The sequence below is a fragment of the Streptomyces sp. NPDC101151 genome, from assembly GCF_044768335.1.
In the GTDB taxonomy this organism is placed as follows: domain Bacteria; phylum Actinomycetota; class Actinomycetes; order Streptomycetales; family Streptomycetaceae; genus Streptomyces.
The window spans coordinates 20,199-40,036 of the sequence record NZ_JBIWPP010000052.1 but is presented as its reverse complement, the minus strand read 5'-3'; the positions used below and the strand labels follow the sequence as shown (position 1 = coordinate 40,036).

Below are 19,838 nucleotides of genomic sequence, written 5' to 3'. Positions count from 1 at the left end.
GCATGGAGACCACGCTGTACCTCACCCGGCGGCTCCTGCAGGCTCTGGCCGTGATCCTCATCGTCACGGTCGTGGTCTTCTGCCTGCTGCACGCCCTGCCCGGAGGCCCCGCGCGCGGGATCCTCGGCCCGCAGGCAACGGCCCAGCAGATCGCGGCGTTCAACCACGAACAGGGCCTGGACCGGCCGCTTCCCGTCCAGTACCTCTACTACCTGCACACGCTCGTGCAGGGGGACCTCGGCACCTCCTACACCCTCAACGACGCCGTCTCCCGGCTCATCGAACAGCGTCTGCCGAAGACCCTGGTGCTGACCGTGCTGTCCGCGCTGGTCGGTCTGGCGCTGGCGATCCCGCTCGGGATGTGGCAGGCGGTTCGGCGCAACAAGCCGGTGGACTACGTCGTCACGACGCTCGGTTTCGTCGCGTACTCGACGCCGGTGTACTTCCTGGGGCTGCTGCTGATTCTCGTGTTCTCCCAGACCCTGCGCTGGTTCCCGTCGCAGGCTCCCCAGGGCGAGACGCTGTCCCAGGTGTTCGCGGACCCGGTGGCACTCGTCCTGCCCGTGCTCACCGGCGCCGCGTCCATGATCGCCGTGTTCAGCCGGTACATGCGGGCCGCGACCCTGGAGAACCTCGCCGAGGACTACGTCCGCACCGCCCGCGCCGGCGGCTCCCGGCCGGCGGCGATCCTGTGGAAGCACGTCTTCCGCAACTCCCTCACGCCCGTGATCGCCATGCTCGGTTACTACGTGCCCGTGCTCTTCGGGGGCGCCCTCGTCGTCGAGCAGCTCTTCAACTACCCGGGCATGGGCCTGCTGTTCTGGAGCGCCGCGCAGTCCTCCGACTATCCGGTGCTGCTCGGCTGCGTCCTCGTCATCTCCGTCGCGACGGTGATCGGCACGCTGCTGGCCGACTTCGTGCAGCGGATCGTCGACCCCCGAGTGAAGGCGGAAAGGACATGACGGCGGTGCTCCAGACCTCTCCGGTCGCCGAACCGGTGGCGGGCCACCGCCTGTCCCTGCGCCGGTTCGCCCGCAACAGGCTGGCCGTCGCCGGACTCGTGGTGGTCGTGGTCTTCCTGCTCTTCTGCTTCGCCGGCCCGTTGATCCACCCGACGGACCAGACGCACACCGACCTGACCCAGGTCAATCTCGCGCCGAGCGGTGCGCATCTGCTGGGCACGGACGCCGTGGGCCACGACGAGTTCGGGCGGCTCATGTACGGCGGGACGGTCTCGCTGCTCGTCGGGCTGGCCTCCGGGATCCTCGCCACCGTCGTCGGCGCGTTGTGGGGTGCGGTGGCGGGCTACGCGGGCGGCTGGGTGGATGCGGTGATGATGCGGATCGTCGACGCGGGCATCGCCATCCCGGCGCTGTTCATCCTGCTCGTCGTCTCCGCGGTCGCCACCCCTGGCACGCTCGGCCTGGTCGTCATCCTCGGTCTGGTGTCGTGGCTGGTGCCGTCCCGGTTGGTGCGGGCGGAGACACTCACGTTGAAGAGCCGGGACTACGTGCTCACACTCCGCGCCATCGGCGGCACGCACGGCCGGGCGATCGGGCGGCACATCCTGCCCAACTCCGTGTCCACGATCGTGGTCGCGGCGACGTTCCAGGTCGCCGACGCGATCCTGCTCGTGGCGTACGTGTCGTATCTCGGCCTGGGCGTCCAGCCGCCGTCGACCGACTGGGGCGGCATGCTGTCGGCCGGTCTGACGGCCGTGTACTCCGGACGCTGGTGGCTGATCGTTCCACCGGGTCTCGCGATCATCCTCGTGGTGTGCGCCTTCAACGCGATCGGCGACGGGCTGCGGGACGCCTTCGACGTGAGGGGGCGTGGATGACCGTCCTGAGGATCGAGGACCTCGCGGTCACCTTCTCGACCGACACGGGCGACGTGCCGGCCGTACGGGACGTCTCCCTGCACGTCCGGCCGGGCGAGACGCTGGCGCTGGTCGGCGAGTCGGGCTCCGGGAAGTCGACAGTGGCGCTCGCCGCAACAGGGCTGCTGCCGGGGAACGCCCGCGTGTCGGGCCGGATCTCGGTGGACGGTACTCAGGTCGTCGGCGCCGACGAGTCCGAGCTGGCGGGGCTGCGTGGCCGTACGGTCTCCATGGTGTTCCAGGAGCCGGCCAGCGCGCTGGATCCGCTGACCCGGGTCGGCGCGCAGATTGCGGAGGTCGTACGGAACCACCGGCCGGTGTCCCGCGCCGAGGCCGGCCGTGCCGCGGTCGAACTGCTGCGCAGGGTGGGCATTCCGGAGCCGGAGCTTCGGGCGTCGGCGTTTCCGTTCCAGCTGTCCGGTGGACAGCGGCAGAGGGTCGTCATCGCCATGGCGATCGCCAACTCGCCCGGTCTGCTGATCGCGGACGAGCCGACGACCGCCCTGGACGTCACCGTGCAGGCCGAGATCCTGGACCTGCTCAGGGCGTTGGCTGCCGATGCGGGCACGGGCGTGCTGCTGGTCACGCACAACATGGGTGTGGTCGCGGACTTCGCCGACCGGGTCACGGTGATGCTGGAGGGCGAGGTCGTGGAGACCGGGCCGGTGGAGGAGGTGCTGCTGCGGCCCAGGCACGAGTACACCAGGCGGCTGCTGGCCGCTGTGCCGCGGCTGGCGGTCGCCGGGCCGGAGCGTGGCGGGTGTGCCGATGAGCCGTCGCGGGCCGGGTACGCGGAGGAGCGGGCCGGGTGCGCGCAGGAGCGGGCCGGTTCGGAGCCGGTCGTGGAGCTGCGGGACGTCTCGGTGCGCTTCGGCCGTGGGCCTCGTACCGTCAGGGCGCTCAGGGACGTGTCTCTCACCGTCCGCCCCGGCGAGACGGTCGGACTGGTCGGCGAGTCCGGATCCGGCAAGTCGACGGCGGCCCGGGTCGCACTGGGGCTCGTGCGCCCGGATTCCGGCTCGGTGGCGCTGTTCGGCAGCGACCTCGCCCGGACCCGCGGGCGGTCGCGGCGCTCGCTGCTGTCCGGTGTGGGCGTGGTGCTGCAGGACCCGGTGGCGTCGCTGGACGCACGGATGAGCGTCGCCGAGTGCGTGGCCGAACCGCTGCGGGTGCACAACCGAGGCATGTCCGCGCCCCAGCGGCGGGCGCGGGTCGCCGAGGTGCTCGAACTCGTACGACTTCCTGCCGGCTTGGCGAAACGCGGGCCGCGCGAACTGTCCGGCGGCCAGCGGCAGCGGGTGAGCCTCGCCCGGGCTCTGGTCCTTCAGCCGCGGCTGCTGGTGGCGGACGAGCCGACCAGTGCGCTGGACGTGAGTGTGCAGCGGTCGGTGCTCGAGGTGATCGCCGAGTTGCAGGGCGAACTGGGCTTCGCATGCCTGTTCGTGTCCCATGACCTGGCCGTGGTGCAGGAGTTCGCGCGACGTGTCGTCGTCATGCGGGCCGGAGCCGTCGAGGAGGAGGGACCGACCATGACCACGCTGCTGCGCCCGGAGACGGAGTACACGCGCCGGCTCATCGCGGCCGTGCCGGTGCCGGACCCCGTGGTGCAACGCTGTCGCCGGGCCTCCCTCGGACTGGAGGCGACCACGTGACGGAGGCTCCCCAATTGCTCGCCGGTGTCGACATCGGCGGGACGGCCACCGAGGTGGTGCTGTGCGCAGCGGACCTCGGCGTCGTCGACCGGCTCACCGTGCCCACCTTGGCGCACGGCGGCGGGGCGGCCATGGTCGGAGCCGCACTCGATGCCCTGCGCGTCCTCCTCGCCCGGACACCCGGGCGGCTGCTCGGGGTCGGGATCGGTGCGGCGGGTGTGGTGGACGCGAGGGCCGGGCGGATCCTCGTGGCCAGCGACTCCTTCCGGGACTGGGCGGGTTTCCCGGTGACGGAGACGGTCGAGGAGGCGCTGGGCGTACCGGCGTACCTGGACAACGACGTCAACGCGTTCCTGCGCGGCGAGGTCGTGCGGGGCGCGGTGACCGGCGAGCGCCACGTGCTCGGAATGACCCTCGGCACCGGAGTCGGCGGCGCGCTGTGGCTGGACGGCGGACTGTACGACGGCCCGCACGGCGCGGCCGGCGAGATCGGCCATGTGCCCGGCTTCGGCGACCTGCGGTGCACCTGCGGGGGCCGAGGCCACCTGGAGACCCTGGCGTCCGGCCGGTCGATCGCCGCCCGCTACGCCGAGCGGACCGGGCTGAGCACCACCGCCCGGCGGGTCGCCGAGGCGGCGGCCGTGGGCGACCCGGACGCGCTCGCCGTGTACGAGAGCGCCGGCGCCGCCGTGGCCCGCGCGATCCTCGTCACGGCAGGCCTGTTGGACGTCACCACCTTTGTGATCGGCGGGGGCGTCAGCCGGGCTTGGGCGCTGCTGGAGCCGTCGGTCCAGCGCGCGCTGGCCTCCGAACCCCCGGTCAGCGGACGATCGGTCCGGGTCCTGCCCGCTCACCTGGGCGGCGACGCCGTGGCGGTCGGCGCGGCGTCCCGGGCGCGGGCGGAACTCGCCACGGTCACCCGCGTCTGACGCCCCGGCAGGGCGTGCACCGCCGGCCACGGCGTGCGCGTGCCCGCGGGGGTCTGGCCGGGCGACGACGGCCTGCAGCGGGCGCACCTCCGGCATCCCGGCACCGGAGGTGCGCCCGCGCGGGCAGCTGCCCCGGGCGGAGCCGCCTACACAGACAGCCAGGCTGCGTGGTCGGGCGGGAGCAGGCCGTTCTCGACCGGTCCGCTCGACAGCAGCACCGAGGTGTGGGCGGGCAGGTGGGACACCTCGGCCGAGAGGTTGACCACGCAGACGAAGCCGGGGTCACGGCCGAAGGCCAGGACTGCTTCGGAGGTCTCCAGCCAGGTGAGGGTGCCGTCGCCGAGCGCGGGGTGCTCGCGGCGCAGTCGCAGGGCACTGCGGTACAGCTCCAGCATCGACGTCTGGTCCCCGTTCTGGGCCTCCACGCTCAGCTCACCCCACTCGGCGGGCTGTGGCAGCCAGGGTGCCGCGGTGGCGGCTTCGGAGCTGAATCCGTACGGTGCGGTCTCGCCCGACCACGGGATGGGCACGCGGCAGCCGTCGCGACCTCGGTCGGAGTGCCCGGACCGCTCCCAGACGGGGTCCTGGAGCACGTCCTCGGGCAGGTCCTCGACCTCCGGCAGGCCCAGCTCCTCACCCTGGTAGATGTAGGCCCCACCGGGCAGGGCCAGCATGAGCAGAGCGGCCGCGCGGGCGCGCAGGGTGCCCAGTTCCAGGTCCACGGGGCCCTCTGGACGGTACGGCTCGTTGGCGGTCCATCGCCTGACCCTCCGGCGGCCGTAGCGGCTGGGGTGGCGCATGACGTCGTGGTTGGACAGCACCCAGGTGGCCGGTGCGCCCACCGCGCCGAGCATGGCGAGCGAGTCGTCGATGACCGCACGCAAGTCCTTCGCGCCCCAACTGGACATCAGGAAGTCGAAGTTGAATGCCGTATGGAGGCCTTCCTCGCGGACGTACGCGGCCAGCCGTTCGGGTGTGTCGGCCCAGGCCTCGGCGACGAACGAGCGGTCGCCGGGGAACTCGTCGGCCACCTTCCGCCAGGCGTGATAGATGTCGTGGACCTCGTCGCGGTCCCAGTGCGGGTGATCGACGTGCTGCCGGGGCTGCTTGTCCCCGGAATCCCGGGAGGCCAGGGGACCGAGCACCGCCTGCTCCTGGCTGGGCGGCAGGTCGGGCAGTTCGGGGTGCTTGACGAGTCCGTGGGCGACGTCGATACGGAACCCGTCCACGCCCCGGCCGAACCAGAAACGCAGGATCGACTCGAACTCCTTGCGCACATCGGGGTGTTCCCAGTTGAGGTCGGGCTGCTCCGGTGCGAACAGGTGCAGATACCACTGCCCGTCGGGCAGCCGGGTCCAGGCCGGGCCGCCGAAACAGGAGACCCAGTCGTTGGGCGGTTCGGTGCCGTCGGGTCCGCGGCCGGGCCGGAAGACGTACAGCTCGCGTTCCGGGCTGCCGGGTCCGGCCGCGAGGGCGGCCCGGAACCACGGGTGCTGGTCGGACGTGTGGTTGGGCACGATGTCGGGGATGACGCGGATCCCGTGCCGGTGGGCTTCCTCGATGAGTTGCTCGGCCTCGGCCACGGTGCCGAACAGCGGGTCGATCGCGCGGTAGTCCGCCACGTCGTAACCGTGGTCCGCCATCGGCGACTTGTACCACGGGTTGATCCAGATGGCGTCGACACCGAGCGATGCGAGGTACGGCAGCCGGGAACGGATGCCGGCGATGTCGCCGACGCCGTCACCGTTCGCGTCGGCGAAACTGCGGATGTAGACCTGGTAGATGACGGCGCTGCGCCACCACGGTGCGGTGCGGGGCATGGCGTGAAGTAGGCCCTTCGGGAGTCTGGGACGGTGCGGTGTCTACTTGGCTGCGCCGGCGGTGAGTCCGGCGACGATACGGCGCTGGAAGAGCAGCACCATGACCACCAGGGGGACGGTGACCAGGACTCCTGCTGCCATCTGGCTGCCGAATGGGGTCTCGAACTGGGTGGCACCCGAGAACTTGGAGATGGCGACCGGCGCCGTCTGCATGGCCGGCTCGTTCGTCATCGACAGCGCGATGAGGAACTCGTTCCAGGCGGCGATGAAGGTGATGATCGCCGTGGTGAAGATGCCGGGGGCGGCCAGCGGGATGATGATCTTGCGGAAGGCCTGGCCGCGGGTGCAGCCGTCGATCATGGCGGCGTGCTCCAACTCGTCGGGCATCTGCCGGAAGAACGTGGTCAGGTTCCACACCGCCAGCGGCAGCGCGAACGACATGCTCGGCACGATCATGGCCTGGTAGGTGTTGATCCAGCCGATGTCCGTGAACAGCTTCAGCAGCGGCACCACGATCGACACCACCGGGAACATCGAGGTGGCGATGATCAACGTGAGGACCAGCCGCTTGAACCGGAACTCCAGCCGGGCCATCGCGTAGGCGGTGAACGTGGCCAGGAGCAGCGCCAGTACGGTGGTGATGCCGGCCACGACCAGGCTGTTGAGCAGCGCACGCGTGAACCCCTGGGACGGGTTGAACACCGCCCGGTAGTTCTCGAAGGACACCCGGGAGGGAAGCAGCGAGGTGTCGAAGATGTCCGAGGAGCGCCGCAGGCTGGACACCAGCATCCAGTAGAACGGGGCCAGGCAGTAGGCCACCACCGCGGCGACGCCCGCATACAACAGCCGACTCCGCCATTTCGCCGTGACGGTCATGCCGTCACCTCCGCGCGGCGCAACGCCGTGACACGTCGGCGCCTGCTCCTGCCTGCGCCTCTGCGTGCGGTGCCGCCGTCGCCGACCAGGTCGGTGCCGAGCACGCGGACGAAGGCGAGCGCGATGAGGAGGACGTAGAGGAAGAGGAGCACCGCGTAGGCGGAGGCCGGTCCGAAGCGGACGTTGGAGGCCTCGTTCTGCGCGAGCATGGACAGGGTTTCCACGGAGTTCTTCTGTGCGCCGATGAGGATGTACGGCAGGTCGAACATGCGCAGCGCGTCCAGGCCCCGGAACAGCACCGCCACCAGCAGCGCGGGTTTCACCAGGGGCAGGGTGATGTGCCAGAACCGGCCCAGGGCGCCTGCCCCGTCGATCCGCGCCGCCTCGTAGACCTCCGTCGGGATGACCTGCAGGCCGGCCAGGACCAGCAGTCCGATGAAGGGGGCGGTCTTCCACACCTCGGCGATGATCACCGCGACCTTGGCGTGGACGCCTTCGGTGGTCCACAGGATCTGGTGGCCGATGACGGCGTTGGCGATGCCGTTGCTGTTGAAGATCCATCGCCACAGCAGGGCGGAGATGGCCGTGGGGACCGCCCAGGGCACGAGGATGCCGGCCCGTACCAGGGCCCGGCCCCGGAACGCCTTGTGCATGATCAGGGCCATCGCCACCCCGATCAGCGTCTCCAGCCCCACCGTGAAGACGGTGAAGAAGGTGGTGTTCCAGAAGGCGTTCCAGAACCGCTCCCCGGCAGCGCCGAAGATGTCGGTGTAGTTCCTCAGCCCCACGAAGGGCTCGGTGGTGCGGATGAAGCCGGTCTTCGGGTCCAGTCCCTTGGCCCCGTACAGCGACCCCTTCAGCGCCATGAGCGTCGGATAGAGGACGACGATCGACAGCACCAGGAGCGTCGGGGAGACCAGCAGCGCCGCCATCCGCCCCGAGCCGGTGGTCGCCCTGGTTCGGGTGCGCCGAAGGCTCATTCGTGTGTGCCGAAGGCTAACCGGCGAGGAGGGCGGCCTGGTGTGGCGGTCGGCCGCCACGGCTTCGTCGTCCGCTGCGCTTCCGGGCGGGGTCTTGATGTCGGCCATGGCCCGGCTCCTCACTGTGCCGCGGACTGCTGCAGGTCGTTCTGCAGGTCCTTCAACGCCTGTGCGCTGCTCTTGCTGCCGGTCAGGGCGGCATAGATCTCCTGCTGGATCGCCGATGTCACGTCGCCGTAATGCACGACCCTCGGGCGCGGGGCCGCACGCAGGATGGACCGCTTGAGCACGGGGAGGTACGGGTACTGCTTGACCAGCGACGCGTCGTCGTAGAGGTCCGCGTACGGCGGAGCGAGGGAGGCGTCCTCGAGGAACGTGCCCGCGCTGTCCTCGCTGCTGAAGAACTTCATGAAGTCCAGGGCCGTGGCCTTGTTCTTGGCGAAGGACGACAGGGCGAGGTTGTGGCCGCCCAGGCTGGAGGCGCCGGGCCCGTTCAGGCCCGGCAGGGGCGCGACCGAGAACTTGCCTGCCACCTTGGACTTCTCGGCCAGGGAGTACGCGTAGGGCCAGTTGCGCAGGAACATCAGCTTCCCGGCCTGGAACGCCTGACGGCCGTCCTCCTCCTGGTAGGTGACGGCCTCCTTGGGGATCGTCCCGTCCTTGAAGGAGCCGGCAAGGAAGTCCAGGCCCCTCTTCGCCTCGGGGGTGTCGACGTCCGGCTTGCCGTTCGCGTCGGTGACGACACCGCCCGCGGAGTTCACGGCCTCGGCGAAGTTCACTGTCAGACCCTCGTACTTCTGGAACTGGCCGGCGTAGCAGGACATGCCCTTGGCCTCGGGCAGCTTCTTCACCTTGGCGCAGTCGGCCGTCATCTCCGACCAGGTGGCCGGAGGCTTGGTCACGCCGGCCTTCTTCAACAGGTCGGTGCGGTAGTACAGCACTCCCCCGTCCGAACTGGCCGGGGCCGCGTACAGATTGCCGCGGTACTTCGCCGTCTCGACCACGGGCTTCAGCATCTTCTGCAGCGGGAACCGGTTCTCGGGCAGGCGGTCGATCCACTGGTGGGCGGCGAACTCCGACGTCCACACGACGTCGAGAGAGAGCACCGTGTAGGCGTCGGACTTCGTCTCCGCGTTCTGGATCATCTGCTGGCGTTGCGAGTCCGCGTCCGTCGGCAGCTGGATGAAGGTGACCTTCTCCTTCGGGTGCAGCTTGTTCCACCGGTCGATGACCTTCGGGACGACACCGGAAGTGTCCTTGCCTGCCACGTACGTGATGGGGCCACGACCCTCGAACGATGTGCTCCCGGCCGGCCCTTCGGAGCCGCTGCCCCCGGTCGAGCCGCAGGCGGTGACGAGGAGTCCGGCGGCGGCGAGCGTTGCCGAACACTGGAGGGCTCTGGTGGTGCTGGTCTTCACTGTCCTTCTCCTGGGTCGTACGGAACCGAAGCGTCTGACAGTGCTGTCACGGCGTCATGCGAATGAAAACTGCAGGTCAAGGAGCCAGATGACGGCCACCCGGAAACGGGTCCGACCCCGTCGAGACAACGCTTGCACGCTAGGAGTGCACCTATGGGAAGTCAATGCGTAACTTGCCGGTAGCCCGGACGAGTTTAGATGGAGTGCACACTTTATTTGCATGCAAAATGGATGAAAAGACTCACCTTGGAGATCGTGACAGCGCTGTCACAAGAGACCGGCCAGAGGAGCGGACCTGTGCTAACTTCCGCTCATGTCATCCGCTCAACGGCTCCCCACGATGGCCGACGTCGCCGAACGGGCCGGGGTTTCCCCGTCGACCGTCTCGCGCACCCTGCGCGGCCTGCCGACTGTCTCGCCGGACGTCCGCGCCCGGGTCGAAAAGGCCGCCCGCGAGCTGAACTTCGCGGTCTCGCGGCAAGCCGCGAGCCTGGTCACGGGTAAGACCGGGGTCGTGGCGGCGCTCGTGCCCACGCTCAACTCGTGGTTCATGGGGTCGGCGTTGTCCAGCCTCGGCCCGCTGCTGCGCGCGGCCGGCATGGAGTTGACCGTCTACGTGATACCCGACATGAGCGAGCGCACCGCGTTCTTCGAGCGCCTCCCGGCCCGACGGAACGCCGACGCGCTGGCGGTGTTCGGGTTCGATCTGACCGACGAGGAGACCCTGCGGCTGGATGATCTCGGGATGCCGGTCATTTATGTCAGCCAGCATGCGGAAGGCCGCCCGAGCGTGTACGTCGACGATGTGGACGGCGCCTGCAAGGCCACCCGCCACCTGCTCAATCTCGGGCATCGCCGGATCGCCTTCGCGCCGACCCTGGGCGCCAGCGGCTTCTGCTTCAGCTCGCGCGAGCGGCTGCTCGGCTACCGACAGGCGCTCACCGAGGCGGGCATCCCGCTGGACGACGATCTGGTGGTCACCATGTCGTTCGACGACAAGCGTGACATCACGGAGGGGGTCGGGAAACTGCTGAGCCTGCGGGAGCCGCCCACCGCGATCTTCGCCGAGATGGACGAGCTGGCCATCGCCATCATCTACTTCTTGCGCAAGGCCCAGATCCAGGTGCCCGAGCGGATCTCCGTCATCGGTTTCGACGACCACCAGATGGCCGAGTGGTCGGACCTGTCCACCGTCGCGCAGTCACCGTCGGACATGGGCCGCCTGGCCGGCGAACTGGCCCTGAAGCTCATCCAGGACTCCGCCGCGGACCACGAACTCCATGTCGTCCTGCCCACGCACCTGATCCCCAGGGCGACCACGGCTCCGCCGCCCGCCCCTCAGGGCGAGCGCGAAGGCGCTTTTGAGGCTCGGGGCGTCTGAGAGCCTTCCGGTGCTCGACGACGCGGAGCGTGTCGGTGGCTCGGCTCATGCTGTGCTCCCTTGCGGCGCATGGGGTTCAGGGTGCGTCCGTGCACGGTGAGGGTCAATGGGGATAGGGGCTTCCGTTTCGACCGGCGGAAGCGTAGGTTCCGTTTACCCCGCGTCGGCGCCTTCGAGGCGCCGGCCCGCCGATCCCGGGACGGCGGGCCACGCGGGGGCCAATCGCCTGGCCACAGCCGAATGCGCCAGCCGGCTCAGGGTGTGCAGCGCTCCTGCTGCACACCAGGCCGTTGCCGCGTTCTCGGAACTCCCGCACGCACAGAGTCACTGACCTCACCGGCCCCCAGGGCAGTGGGGAACAGCCGGGTGCGAGGATGCCGTCGTGCTGGATGCGATCCACGCAGTGAACTGGGACGCTGTACCAGGCCATCCCGACTGGTATGAACCGGCTCGTGTCGCCCGCGGTCTGCGTGCCCTGGCCGATGCGGCCAACCTGGTGCAGGCGGGGCGGGCCGGCTCGCTGCTCGGCGGCGGCGGAATCGTCCATGGCCACAGTGCCGCCGTGTTTCCGGCCGCCGCGGTGGCGGCACCGCTGCTCCTGGACATCGCTGAGCAGGGTCACCCGGCAGCGCGGGACACCGCGTTGGGGCTGATCGACGAGGCCCTGTCGTCCTGTCCCCACGCCGAGTACACGCGGGTGACGGCGCCCGACGGCACGGCGGTCCCGATCTGCTGCGCCATCGCCCACCATGTGCGAGGCCGCACCGCTCTCCTCGCCGGGCTGGGCAAGAGGGACAGGTCGCTGCTTGCCGATGCGGGCGAGCACTGGCGCTTCGAGATCCACGAGCGCGTCGCCGACGGCAACGGCACAGCAGCCTTCGGAACCCTGGCCGGCAGTTTCCCGGACGGCTTGCACGCGGCGGAACTCCACCTCCCCGGCGAGATCACCGTGCTGGACGAGGTTGCCCTCGAATACCCGCCCGCGCAGGGCTCTTTCGAAGCTTGCCTACGGGTGATCGGGCGGCATCCGCGCGAACTGCCGCCCGGCGCCGTCCTGTTTCCGGCTGCGTGCGGTGAACACGTGCACTGACCGGCTCTCGTGTTTCACGGGCCGTACGGTGCAGCAACCGTCTGCCGTCGTGGCGCGGTCGGTGCATCCACGGCCGCGGCAGGAACGTCCAGGGCATCGGCGATCCACCCCTCCGCGATCAGGATCTCGTGCATCCGCTGCCGGACAGCGGCCCGCTGCCACGCGTCCCCGCACCTGCGACCGGTGCACCATGTGAAGCCGGGGGCGTCGTACTGAGGGTGACCGCCCCGCTCGGCTCTGTGTCCGGCAGCGCTCGCAAGCAGCGCGGCGCAGCGGTTTCGCCCCTGCGACCAGGCAAGACGTGATCGGCTGATGATATGAGCGTGTCCGGGGGACTCGTGACACATGAGTCACCCGAACCCCGATCCGGAGCCCGAGCGGATCACCGGGCCGGAGCCCGGAGGCGGAGTCCCTCCCGGCGAGACCCCACCCGCCGAGAGCAGCCTGCCCGAGGCCGGACACCGGGAGACGCACAGCCCACCCACCGGCTGGGCCAAAGTGCAGCTGACGCTGATCCCCGTCGTCATCGTCCTGGTCGCGGCCGTCTTCCTCGTGTATGCCCTCATCCTGATCCTCTGACCCGGTCGCCTACCTCTGGGTGTGCCGTACGCACTCGGCGACGACAGCACGCAGGCTGCCCGTGCGCTCCTTGAGCAGCCGCTGCTCGCGAGCGCCGTTGCCCCAGCTCAGCAGCTCGGCCACGGCCCCTTCGGCGCGGGCCGCGTCGCCGCTCTCGGTCAGCGCGTCCCCGATGTGCTCCAGCAGCGCGTGCACCACGTCCGCGGCGGGCCTGGGCCGCATGCTCGCGGGGTCGAGCAGGTCCTGGTCCAGGCCTGAGCGGGCCGCCTGCCAAGAGGCCAGCCTCAGCAGGCTGACACCGTGGTCGAGCAAAGACTTGCCCGCCCGCCACTCGTGCGCCGCCGTCTCCACCAGGGCCCGGGCCAGTGTGGCGACGAGAACGGCCGTGTCCGCACGCAGGCACACATCCGCCACCCGGATCTCCACCGTCGGGTAGCGCGCGGACAGCCGCGCGTCGAAGTACGCCATCGCCTCGTCCAGGATGACCCCGGTGGCCACCATGTCCGTCACCCGCCGGTGATACCGCTCGGCCGACCCGAACAGCTCCGTCGGCCCCGCGGACGGCCAGCGCCCCCACACCCGGCTGCGGTAGGCGGCGTAGCCGGTGTCGTGGCCCTGCCAGAACGGCGAGTTGGCGCTGAGCGCGCACAGTACGGCGAGCCACGGACGCAGCCGGTCGATCACGGCCACGCCCTCCTCGTCGGACTCCACCGAGACATGGACATGGCAGCCGCACACCAGTTGCTCCTGGGTGGCGATCCCGTACTGCTCGGCCATCCACTGGTAGCGCTCGTTCACATTGATCGACGGGCTGACCGGCAGCGGGGAGCTGGCCAGCGCGGCGACCGCGCAGCCGATCTCGCCGGCGTACCGCGCCGCCTCCTTGCGGCAGCGCACTATCTCGGCGCCGAGCTCCGCCATCTCCGACTGCGGGTGCGTGGCGAACTCCAGCATCTGCCCGAACAGCTCCTTCTCGAACACGTCCTGACCGGGAACGTCCTGAGCGGCATGGGCGAGGACAGCGGCAGACAGCGCCTTCGGCTCCCCGCTGTCCGGGTCGACCAGAAGGAGTTCCTCCTCCACTCCGACAGTTCGCACCTGCTGCCGCCCTCCTCCCCGTGCCGCTCGGGGTCGTCCGGCGCCCAGGGGCTGTCCGCGCTCTGTACGACCCCGACTGCCCCCCAGGGGAGCCGTCGACACCTGCGGACCGGGGCACCGGCTTCGACCGGACCGTGGCGAGCGGCGGCCGCACGAACCTCAGGAGCCTGCCGCGCGCCTCGACGTCCTCGGTGCGCCGACACCGACACCGCGGGATGCCGTAGCGAATGTCGAAAAGTCTTGATCGGCGCGACCGTCACAACGGTGGTTCGGCCGTAGCTGAACGCCGGTCCTCCGGCGTGACCTGCGCGCATACCGTCCGGACACGGTTGATCACCGCACGGTCGACGTGGGAGGGCTCCGGCTGGCCTACCAGGTGTCGGGTCCCCCGGATGCCCCGCCACCGGTCGAAGGCCAGGTCGCCGTCCGGCCTCGTCGGAGTGGCCGCCTCGCGCGGGCGCGGAAGCGGAGTGTCCCCCAGGACCAGGCGGCTCACCCGCTGCGGATGATCCTCCGCGAACGGGTAGGCCACGATCCCGCCCATGGAGTGTCCGATCAGCTCCACCCGGTCCAGCCCCAGCGTGTTCAGAAAACGCAGCACGTCGGCCCGCATGAGCTCGTTGGAGTAGGCGCCCGGCCAGTCACTCCGGCCGCGTCCGCGCAGATCGAGGGTGTAGACCCGTCGACCGCGGGCGAGAACGGGCGCCACCGCATCCCAGTCGCCTGCGTCCTCGCCCAGCGCGTGTGCCGGCTGTCAGGAAGCAGATCGACACACCTGACCCGAGGTGGCTGGAGCGGCTCGGCGGCATCACTGCCGAAACCCTCGTGGTGGCCGGCGGCCCCGGCAGCCACGCGCCTCAGGACGGCCTCGCCGAGCCGGCCCGCCGCATCCCCGGCGGCCGAGCGGTCACCATCCCGGCCGGACACCTGATCCACAGTTCCGCGCCCGAGGCGTTCACGGAGGCGCTGTCGACCTTCCGGCCGTCGACCGAAGGCTTCCGTCCTGCCCGTCGGCCATGACGCTCGGATCCACTGGCACCCAACGCTCAGCCGCAGCCCGTGTATCCGACAGGCGCATCTCGGCTGCCTGACCGAGGAGTTGGTCGGCCCTGGCAGACGCGGAGGGAGTCTGCCTGAGTGGTCGACGTGGTGGGGAGTTGCCGAGGAGGAAACCGGCAAGGTCGCCGTCGCCGTGCAGATCTGGTCACCGTAGTTGTCCTGGTCGCCGTAGTTGCCGGGGCTGACGCTGTCGTGGAAGCCTGCACCACGGCGCGCCTGCTGACGGAGGACCCCGATGCCGAGCATGTGCAGGTCAGCCTCCCGCCCGCGTGGCTGCCGGGTCGGCCCAGGTGAGCGGCACTATGACCGCAGCCTGCAGCCTCGGGCTTCCTGCTAGCGGTAGGCGGGAACCACCGCTGGCTGCAAAGACACGACCGGGTTGCGGCGCAAGGCTGGGAGGCAGTTCGGCTCCCTGCCACGGAGATGACGACAGCAGCCACCTCCGCTGCAGGATGAGCGTTCGGTGCTGCAGCGGCCGCGTCCGGCGAGGCGCCCCTCGACCCGTCGGCCGAGGACGCATTCGGCCCTTCGGCCGACCTGAGGAACTCGGGCTCGTGGTCTTCGACCCGAGGAAACGGGTTTGCTGACCGGCGTGACGGTCTGCAGCGGAAATTCCCTCATTTCGGAAAGGACTCGTCATGAGCGCAAACGTGTCCAGGGTCGTACGTCTGGCTTCCGTCCCCGTCGCTGCGGCCGCCCTGGCATTCACCGGGGTCGGTGTCGCCAGTGCCGCCACGGCCCACTCGGACGCACACGACGCATCTGTCTCCGCGAGCTACCACAGCGGTCAGCGCGACGGCGGCGGTCACGGCCACGATGACGGCGGTGGCTGGTTCCGTGACAGCGGTGACTGGTGGAACGGCTACAGCAACGACAGCGGCTGGAACCACGACCACGGCGGTTACGGACACCACAGTCATGACAACGGCTATGGCGGTCACGGCTATGGCGGAGGCCATGGTCACGGCGGAGGCTACGGCGGAGGTCATGGCGGAGGTCACGGCGGTGGTCACGGCGGAGGCGGCGGAGGCCACGGCGGAGGTCACGGCTGAGGCTACGGTCACGGCTGATCAGAGCGATGTGGGGCAACGTCTCCTTTGGAGGCGGGGCCCCACTTGCGTGGGCATTTCTTTGATCTGCGTGCGCATTTCTTTGATCGGTGACTGCCGACTGCTCGTTTCGTCGGTGAGACATGTCTTCCGTGAGCCCTCTGCCAGGTGCTCACCCGACGAGGCTCGCCGACAATGTCAGGTATGACATCAGGAAGCCCCAGCGCTGTGGACGGGCCCGGTGACCAGGGACCGGCCATGGCGGAACTGCGGGTCGTCCTGGCTGACGATGACGTCCTGCTGCGCGAAGGACTGGCCAGTCTGCTGGAGCGTTCGGGTTGTGCGGTGGTCGGGCAGGCCGCCGACGCGGCGCAGTTGCTCGACGTGGTCCGGCAGGCGACGCCGCAGCTGGTGGTGGTCGACATCCGGATGCCGCCGGGGCAGACCACCGAGGGACTGGACGCGGCGCGCACCATCCGGCAGGAGTTCCCCGCCATGGGCATCCTGGTCCTGTCGGCGCATGCCGAGGTGGAGCACGCGATGGAGTTGCTGGCCAGTGGCCGCAGCGTCGGCTACCTGCTCAAGAGCAGGGTGGGTGACGTGCAGGAGTTCCTCGAGGCACTGCGACGGATCGCCCGGGGCGGTTCGGTGGTGGATCCGGCGCTTGTGCAGGAGCTGGTGTCCGCCCGTCGCCGGGAGGATCCACTGGCCGCGCTCAGTTCGCGGGAGCGCGAGGTGCTGGAACTGATGGCCGAGGGCCGGTCCAACGCCGGTATCGGCCGTCGGCTGTGGGTCACCGAAGGAACGGTGGAGAAACACGTGCGCAGCATCCTGGCCAAGCTTGACCTGCCGGAGGCCGACGACGACCACCGCCGAGTCCGTGCGGTGATCACCTTCCTGGAGGCCCGTTGACCGGATCGTCCCGGTGGCCGTCGTCCATCCCGGCGAGCAAGGCGCGGATGGCATCGCCCGACAGGAGGGTCTTGCACAGAAAGCCCACCGCGGGGCTCGCTTCGATCAGGTCGGCGTACTCCTCCTCGCAGTGACTGGAAATCAAGATCACCGAAGGGGGTGCCGCACCGGTCTCGCGCCGCAGCCGGCCGGCCAGCTCCAGGCCGCTCTCCGCACCGAGGTCGATGTCCACCAGTGCCACCTCGGGCCTGAGCTGCTCGGTCAGCCTGATCGCCTGTTCGCTGTCCCGTGCCACGCCCACGACGGCGACGCCCTGATGGCCGAGCAGGCAGCGAGCGGCGTTCAGGAAGTAGGGGTTGTCATCGACAACCATGCAGCGCAGCATGCCCTCAGGATCCCAGGGCGGTACCTGGTCGGCATTCCTGCTAGCTGTATTCGCGGTCCGCCCTGCTCCGCAATCACAGCTCGTTGCGCCCGCCCGGCCGTGCCCTTGGACAGTCACCGCACCACGCCCGCATGGCCGTGGCAACAGGGTTGCGCACACCGCCTGAGGTCGCCATGTCCTCGTGTACTCCTGCCAACTGCAGCCCGGCGCTTCCCGCTGACCGGTAGAGACATTGGGCGCTGGCCGCGAAGACGCGCACAAGCGTCGGAGGCGAACATGGGGGGTATCCAGCACGGAGGCGCTCCAAGCCCCGGTACTGGAGGAGGCGATGGGCGTGACGTACGAACGCAGCACTCCGACGGCTGCACGTCCGTGGATCCTGGCTCACCGTCCTGAAGCCTGCGGGCAGGCCCGCACCATGGCTCAGGAGTTGCTGATGCGGTGGGGCGTCGCCGACGAGGTCGCGGACTCGGTCCTGCTGACCGTATCCGAACTGGTCTCCAATGCCGTACGGCACGCCCAGCCGCCGCTGACCCTGGGGCTGGCCACGACGCCACCACCGGGCACGTGCATGTCGAGGTGTCGGACGGAGGGCCCGCAGCCGATGAACGGGCAGCCGGGCTCCCCGAGGACGAACACGGCCGCGGGCTGATGATCATCGACGAGCTCACCGCGGCCCACGGCGACCGCCATGAAGCGGACCACGCAATCCACTGGGCCGACATCGCCTATGCGACCTGACCGGCCGCGCCGCCCCGGCGCACGGGGGCCTCAACACCTCAACTCCGTTGACCGGTAGACCGGACGGCAGCCTCAGCTCAGGGCCTGGTCGCAGCCGCACCGCGGGACGGCATCCCGCGGGCGCCGCCCCTCACCGACCACGGGCCTTCCCCGTTGCATGGCTGTTGCATGGCTGCCACGCGAGGAGACGCGTCGACCGACCCACCTTGCAGAATCCGCAATCGATCCTTCGCCATGCCCGCCCACGCCCTCTCGCCGCCCTCCGGGGCCCGGCAGGAGCACCCGGCATCGTTCGCGGCCCGCAGCCCGCAGCCCGCAGCCCGCATTGGCCACCGATCGCCACCGCGAGGACCCTATATGTCACACTTTGATTAGATACGTCCGTTCATGCTTGGCCAGGGAAGCGATGCGATGGCACGGCGTTGGGTCCGCTTGCCGGCTCTGCGCTGGTCGAAGCGGCTTCTGGCCAGCCTGATCATGGTGGCTGCGATGACTGGTGTCATCGCGCTCCTCAAGCCACACATTGCGTCGGTCCACCTTCTGGTGCTCTATCTGCTCGTCGTCCTTCCAGTAGCCGTCGTATGGGGGACAGGGCTCGCCCTGGTCACGTCGGTGCTGTGTGTCGTGGTCTACACCTATCTGTTCGTTCCGCCGATCCACCCACTGCAGGTCGGCAGCGCCGAGAATCTCGTCGCTCTGGGTGTCTTCCTCCTCACGGCGGTGGTCGTAGGACAGCTGGCGGCCAGATTGCGGCAAGCGGCTTTTGCGGCGGAACATCTGATGGAGGAGCAGTCGGCACTGCGCCGGGTCGCGACACTGGTCGCCCGGTCGGGCAGGCCCTCAGCGGTCTTCGAGGCCGTCACACGCGAGGTCGGTCTGCTCTGCGGTGCCGATGTGGCCCGCATGGAGCGCTACGAGCCCGACGGGACCGTCACCGGCATCGCCGCCTGGAGCAGGCACAGGCGCCCGGACCTCCTCCTCGTCGGCCACCGTTTCGACCTGAACGGGCTGAGCGTCGCCCGCGATGTGCTCTCCAGCGGACGCCCGGTCCGGATCGAGAGTTTCGCGGGCGCCACGGGGGCGATCGCGCAGGAGTCGCGTGCGATGGGTATCCGCTCGTCGATCGGCTGTCCGGTCACCGTGGGCGGACGGCTGTGGGGGGTGATCGCCGCCTCGACGAACAGCGACAGACCCTTCCCTGGGCACACGGAGGCGCAGATCGCCAGCTTCACCGAGCTTGTCGCCACCGCCGTGGAGAACGCCGAGGCCCGTGCCGAGTTGACCGCCTCGCGCGCCCGCATCGTCAACGCCGCCGACGAGGCGCGTAGGCAGATCGAACGCGACCTCCACGACGGCGTCCAGCAACGGCTGGTATCGCTGGTCCTGCTCTTGGGTGCGGCACAGGCCATGGTGCCGGGCGGGCTTGCCGGGCTCCGTGCGAGGCTCCACGAAGTGACCACCGGATTGACGGATGCGTCCGACGAACTGCGCGAGATGGCGCGGGGCATCCACCCCTCGATCCTCTCCAAGGGCGGTCTCGTTTCCGCGCTCAAGGCGCTTGCCCGCCGCTCCCCCGTCCCGGTCGATCTCGTGGTGCATTCCGGAGGGGACCTGCCCAAGCAGGTCCAGGTGAGTGGTTACTACGTGGTCTCCGAGGCGTTGACCAACGTGGCCAAGCATGCGCACGCCTCGACCGTCACGGTCACGGTCGAGTACGGCGCCGAGGTGCTGAGCCTGACGGTCCACGACGACGGCGTCGGTGGTGCCGACTTCACCGGTACCGGCCTCGTCGGCCTCAAGGATCGTGTGGAGGCGCTCGGCGGCCGGATCCTTGTGGACAGTCCGCGTGCAGAGGGAACCACTGTGCATGTCGAACTGCCGCTCTCGGACCAGGACCGCTCCTTCGCGGACCTGGCACGAGGACGGCAGTGAACCGGCGCCGGAGGGCCCTCGGCACGAAGCGGCGGCCTCACGCAGCGTGGCGTGCGGG

Annotated in this window: 19 protein-coding genes; 12 read left to right on the top strand and 7 right to left on the bottom strand. The window is 69.8% G+C overall.

All coding sequences use genetic code 11. The annotated features are described in order from the left end of the window. Window positions 1-2: 2 nt before the first annotated feature. The 4 genes from ACIRU3_RS43220 to ACIRU3_RS43205 are packed head-to-tail and all read left to right on the top strand — an operon-like array spanning window position 3 to window position 4,460. Window positions 3-962: an ABC transporter permease gene (locus ACIRU3_RS43220; protein WP_404069183.1), complete on the top strand. Its 960-nt coding sequence runs from the start codon at window positions 3-5 to the stop codon at window positions 960-962. Next, the gene (locus ACIRU3_RS43215) at window positions 959-1,840 is read left to right on the top strand and encodes an ABC transporter permease (RefSeq protein WP_404069181.1); all 882 of its coding nucleotides are present in this window, start codon (window positions 959-961) and stop codon (window positions 1,838-1,840) included. The genes ACIRU3_RS43220 and ACIRU3_RS43215 overlap by 4 nt, the downstream gene beginning before the upstream one ends. Further along, entirely contained in the window at window positions 1,837-3,531 is a 1,695-nt protein-coding gene (locus ACIRU3_RS43210; protein WP_404069179.1) for a dipeptide ABC transporter ATP-binding protein, read from the top strand. The genes ACIRU3_RS43215 and ACIRU3_RS43210 overlap by 4 nt, the downstream gene beginning before the upstream one ends. Next, the gene (locus tag ACIRU3_RS43205; protein WP_404069177.1) at window positions 3,528-4,460 is read left to right on the top strand and encodes an ROK family protein; all 933 of its coding nucleotides are present in this window, start codon (window positions 3,528-3,530) and stop codon (window positions 4,458-4,460) included. Before ACIRU3_RS43210 ends, ACIRU3_RS43205 begins: the two co-directional genes overlap by 4 nt. Before the next feature lie 146 nt (window positions 4,461-4,606). On the opposite strand, the gene ACIRU3_RS43200 is transcribed toward ACIRU3_RS43205, so the two are convergent. The 4 genes from ACIRU3_RS43200 to ACIRU3_RS43185 are packed head-to-tail and all read right to left on the bottom strand — an operon-like array spanning window position 4,607 to window position 9,554. Further along, window positions 4,607-6,280, bottom strand: coding sequence for a glycoside hydrolase family 13 protein (locus ACIRU3_RS43200; protein WP_404069175.1), 1,674 nt, complete (start codon window positions 6,278-6,280; stop codon window positions 4,607-4,609). A 42-nt stretch (window positions 6,281-6,322) separates the two neighbouring features. Further along, window positions 6,323-7,156, bottom strand: a complete 834-nt coding sequence (locus ACIRU3_RS43195; RefSeq protein ID WP_404069173.1) for a carbohydrate ABC transporter permease — start codon at window positions 7,154-7,156, stop codon at window positions 6,323-6,325. Beyond that, window positions 7,153-8,244, bottom strand: a complete 1,092-nt coding sequence (locus ACIRU3_RS43190; RefSeq protein ID WP_404069171.1) for a carbohydrate ABC transporter permease — start codon at window positions 8,242-8,244, stop codon at window positions 7,153-7,155. Before ACIRU3_RS43190 ends, ACIRU3_RS43195 begins: the two co-directional genes overlap by 4 nt. An 11-nt stretch (window positions 8,245-8,255) precedes the next feature. Further along, complete coding sequence (locus tag ACIRU3_RS43185; protein WP_404069169.1) at window positions 8,256-9,554, bottom strand: ABC transporter substrate-binding protein; 1,299 nt, start codon at window positions 9,552-9,554, stop codon at window positions 8,256-8,258. Window positions 9,555-9,867: 313 nt separating this feature from the next. Between ACIRU3_RS43185 and ACIRU3_RS43180 the strand changes: the two genes are divergently transcribed. From ACIRU3_RS43180 to ACIRU3_RS43170, 3 genes are all read left to right on the top strand, one after another. Further along, window positions 9,868-10,935, top strand: a complete 1,068-nt coding sequence (locus ACIRU3_RS43180) for a LacI family DNA-binding transcriptional regulator (protein ID WP_404069167.1) — start codon at window positions 9,868-9,870, stop codon at window positions 10,933-10,935. Window positions 10,936-11,317: 382 nt separating this feature from the next. Next, window positions 11,318-12,025, top strand: a complete 708-nt coding sequence (locus ACIRU3_RS43175) for a hypothetical protein (RefSeq protein WP_404069165.1) — start codon at window positions 11,318-11,320, stop codon at window positions 12,023-12,025. Window positions 12,026-12,370: 345 nt separating this feature from the next. Beyond that, complete coding sequence (locus ACIRU3_RS43170; RefSeq protein ID WP_404069163.1) at window positions 12,371-12,604, top strand: DUF6480 family protein; 234 nt, start codon at window positions 12,371-12,373, stop codon at window positions 12,602-12,604. Between the two features lie 9 nt (window positions 12,605-12,613). Here ACIRU3_RS43170 and ACIRU3_RS43165 read toward each other — a convergent pair whose 3' ends face one another. Both ACIRU3_RS43165 and ACIRU3_RS43160 read right to left on the bottom strand, forming a co-directional pair. Next, entirely contained in the window at window positions 12,614-13,702 is a 1,089-nt protein-coding gene (locus ACIRU3_RS43165; protein ID WP_404069161.1) for a glutamate--cysteine ligase, read from the bottom strand. A 256-nt stretch (window positions 13,703-13,958) separates the two neighbouring features. After that, complete coding sequence (locus ACIRU3_RS43160) at window positions 13,959-14,411, bottom strand: alpha/beta fold hydrolase (protein WP_404069159.1); 453 nt, start codon at window positions 14,409-14,411, stop codon at window positions 13,959-13,961. Window positions 14,412-14,446: 35 nt separating this feature from the next. Here ACIRU3_RS43160 and ACIRU3_RS43155 point away from each other — a divergent pair, with 35 nt between their 5' ends. From ACIRU3_RS43155 to ACIRU3_RS43145, 3 genes are all read left to right on the top strand, one after another. After that, window positions 14,447-14,722, top strand: coding sequence for an alpha/beta fold hydrolase (locus ACIRU3_RS43155; RefSeq protein ID WP_404069157.1), 276 nt, complete (start codon window positions 14,447-14,449; stop codon window positions 14,720-14,722). A 677-nt stretch (window positions 14,723-15,399) separates the two neighbouring features. Then, window positions 15,400-15,813, top strand: a complete 414-nt coding sequence (locus ACIRU3_RS43150; RefSeq protein WP_404069155.1) for a hypothetical protein — start codon at window positions 15,400-15,402, stop codon at window positions 15,811-15,813. A 255-nt stretch (window positions 15,814-16,068) separates the two neighbouring features. Further along, a complete protein-coding gene (locus ACIRU3_RS43145) occupies window positions 16,069-16,722 on the top strand; it encodes a response regulator (RefSeq protein WP_404069197.1) in 654 nt (217 codons plus the stop codon). On the opposite strand, the gene ACIRU3_RS43140 is transcribed toward ACIRU3_RS43145, so the two are convergent. Next, window positions 16,700-17,095, bottom strand: coding sequence for a response regulator transcription factor (locus ACIRU3_RS43140; RefSeq protein WP_404069153.1), 396 nt, complete (start codon window positions 17,093-17,095; stop codon window positions 16,700-16,702). The two genes, ACIRU3_RS43145 and ACIRU3_RS43140, sit on opposite strands and share 23 nt — an antisense overlap. A 430-nt stretch (window positions 17,096-17,525) precedes the next feature. Here ACIRU3_RS43140 and ACIRU3_RS43135 point away from each other — a divergent pair, with 430 nt between their 5' ends. Further along, window positions 17,526-17,759, top strand: coding sequence for an ATP-binding protein (locus ACIRU3_RS43135; protein WP_404069151.1), 234 nt, complete (start codon window positions 17,526-17,528; stop codon window positions 17,757-17,759). 476 nt (window positions 17,760-18,235) lie between these two features. Next, entirely contained in the window at window positions 18,236-19,780 is a 1,545-nt protein-coding gene (locus tag ACIRU3_RS43130) for a DUF4118 domain-containing protein (protein ID WP_404069149.1), read from the top strand. Window positions 19,781-19,838: the final 58 nt, after the last annotated feature.

Coding starts and splice junctions, on each gene's coding strand:
- ACIRU3_RS43150 (WP_404069155.1), top strand. CDS start 15,400: ATGAGCGCAAACGTGTCCAGGGTCGTACGTCTGGCTTCCGTCCCCGTC.
- ACIRU3_RS43210 (WP_404069179.1), top strand. CDS start 1,837: ATGACCGTCCTGAGGATCGAGGACCTCGCGGTCACCTTCTCGACCGAC.
- ACIRU3_RS43180 (WP_404069167.1), top strand. CDS start 9,868: ATGTCATCCGCTCAACGGCTCCCCACGATGGCCGACGTCGCCGAACGG.
- ACIRU3_RS43200 (WP_404069175.1), bottom strand. CDS start 6,280: ATGCCCCGCACCGCACCGTGGTGGCGCAGCGCCGTCATCTACCAGGTC.
- ACIRU3_RS43170 (WP_404069163.1), top strand. CDS start 12,371: ATGAGTCACCCGAACCCCGATCCGGAGCCCGAGCGGATCACCGGGCCG.
- ACIRU3_RS43195 (WP_404069173.1), bottom strand. CDS start 7,156: ATGACCGTCACGGCGAAATGGCGGAGTCGGCTGTTGTATGCGGGCGTC.
- ACIRU3_RS43130 (WP_404069149.1), top strand. CDS start 18,236: ATGCTTGGCCAGGGAAGCGATGCGATGGCACGGCGTTGGGTCCGCTTG.
- ACIRU3_RS43145 (WP_404069197.1), top strand. CDS start 16,069: ATGGCGGAACTGCGGGTCGTCCTGGCTGACGATGACGTCCTGCTGCGC.
- ACIRU3_RS43220 (WP_404069183.1), top strand. CDS start 3: ATGGAGACCACGCTGTACCTCACCCGGCGGCTCCTGCAGGCTCTGGCC.
- ACIRU3_RS43190 (WP_404069171.1), bottom strand. CDS start 8,244: ATGGCCGACATCAAGACCCCGCCCGGAAGCGCAGCGGACGACGAAGCC.
- ACIRU3_RS43140 (WP_404069153.1), bottom strand. CDS start 17,095: ATGGTTGTCGATGACAACCCCTACTTCCTGAACGCCGCTCGCTGCCTG.
- ACIRU3_RS43215 (WP_404069181.1), top strand. CDS start 959: ATGACGGCGGTGCTCCAGACCTCTCCGGTCGCCGAACCGGTGGCGGGC.
- ACIRU3_RS43135 (WP_404069151.1), top strand. CDS start 17,526: ATGGCTCAGGAGTTGCTGATGCGGTGGGGCGTCGCCGACGAGGTCGCG.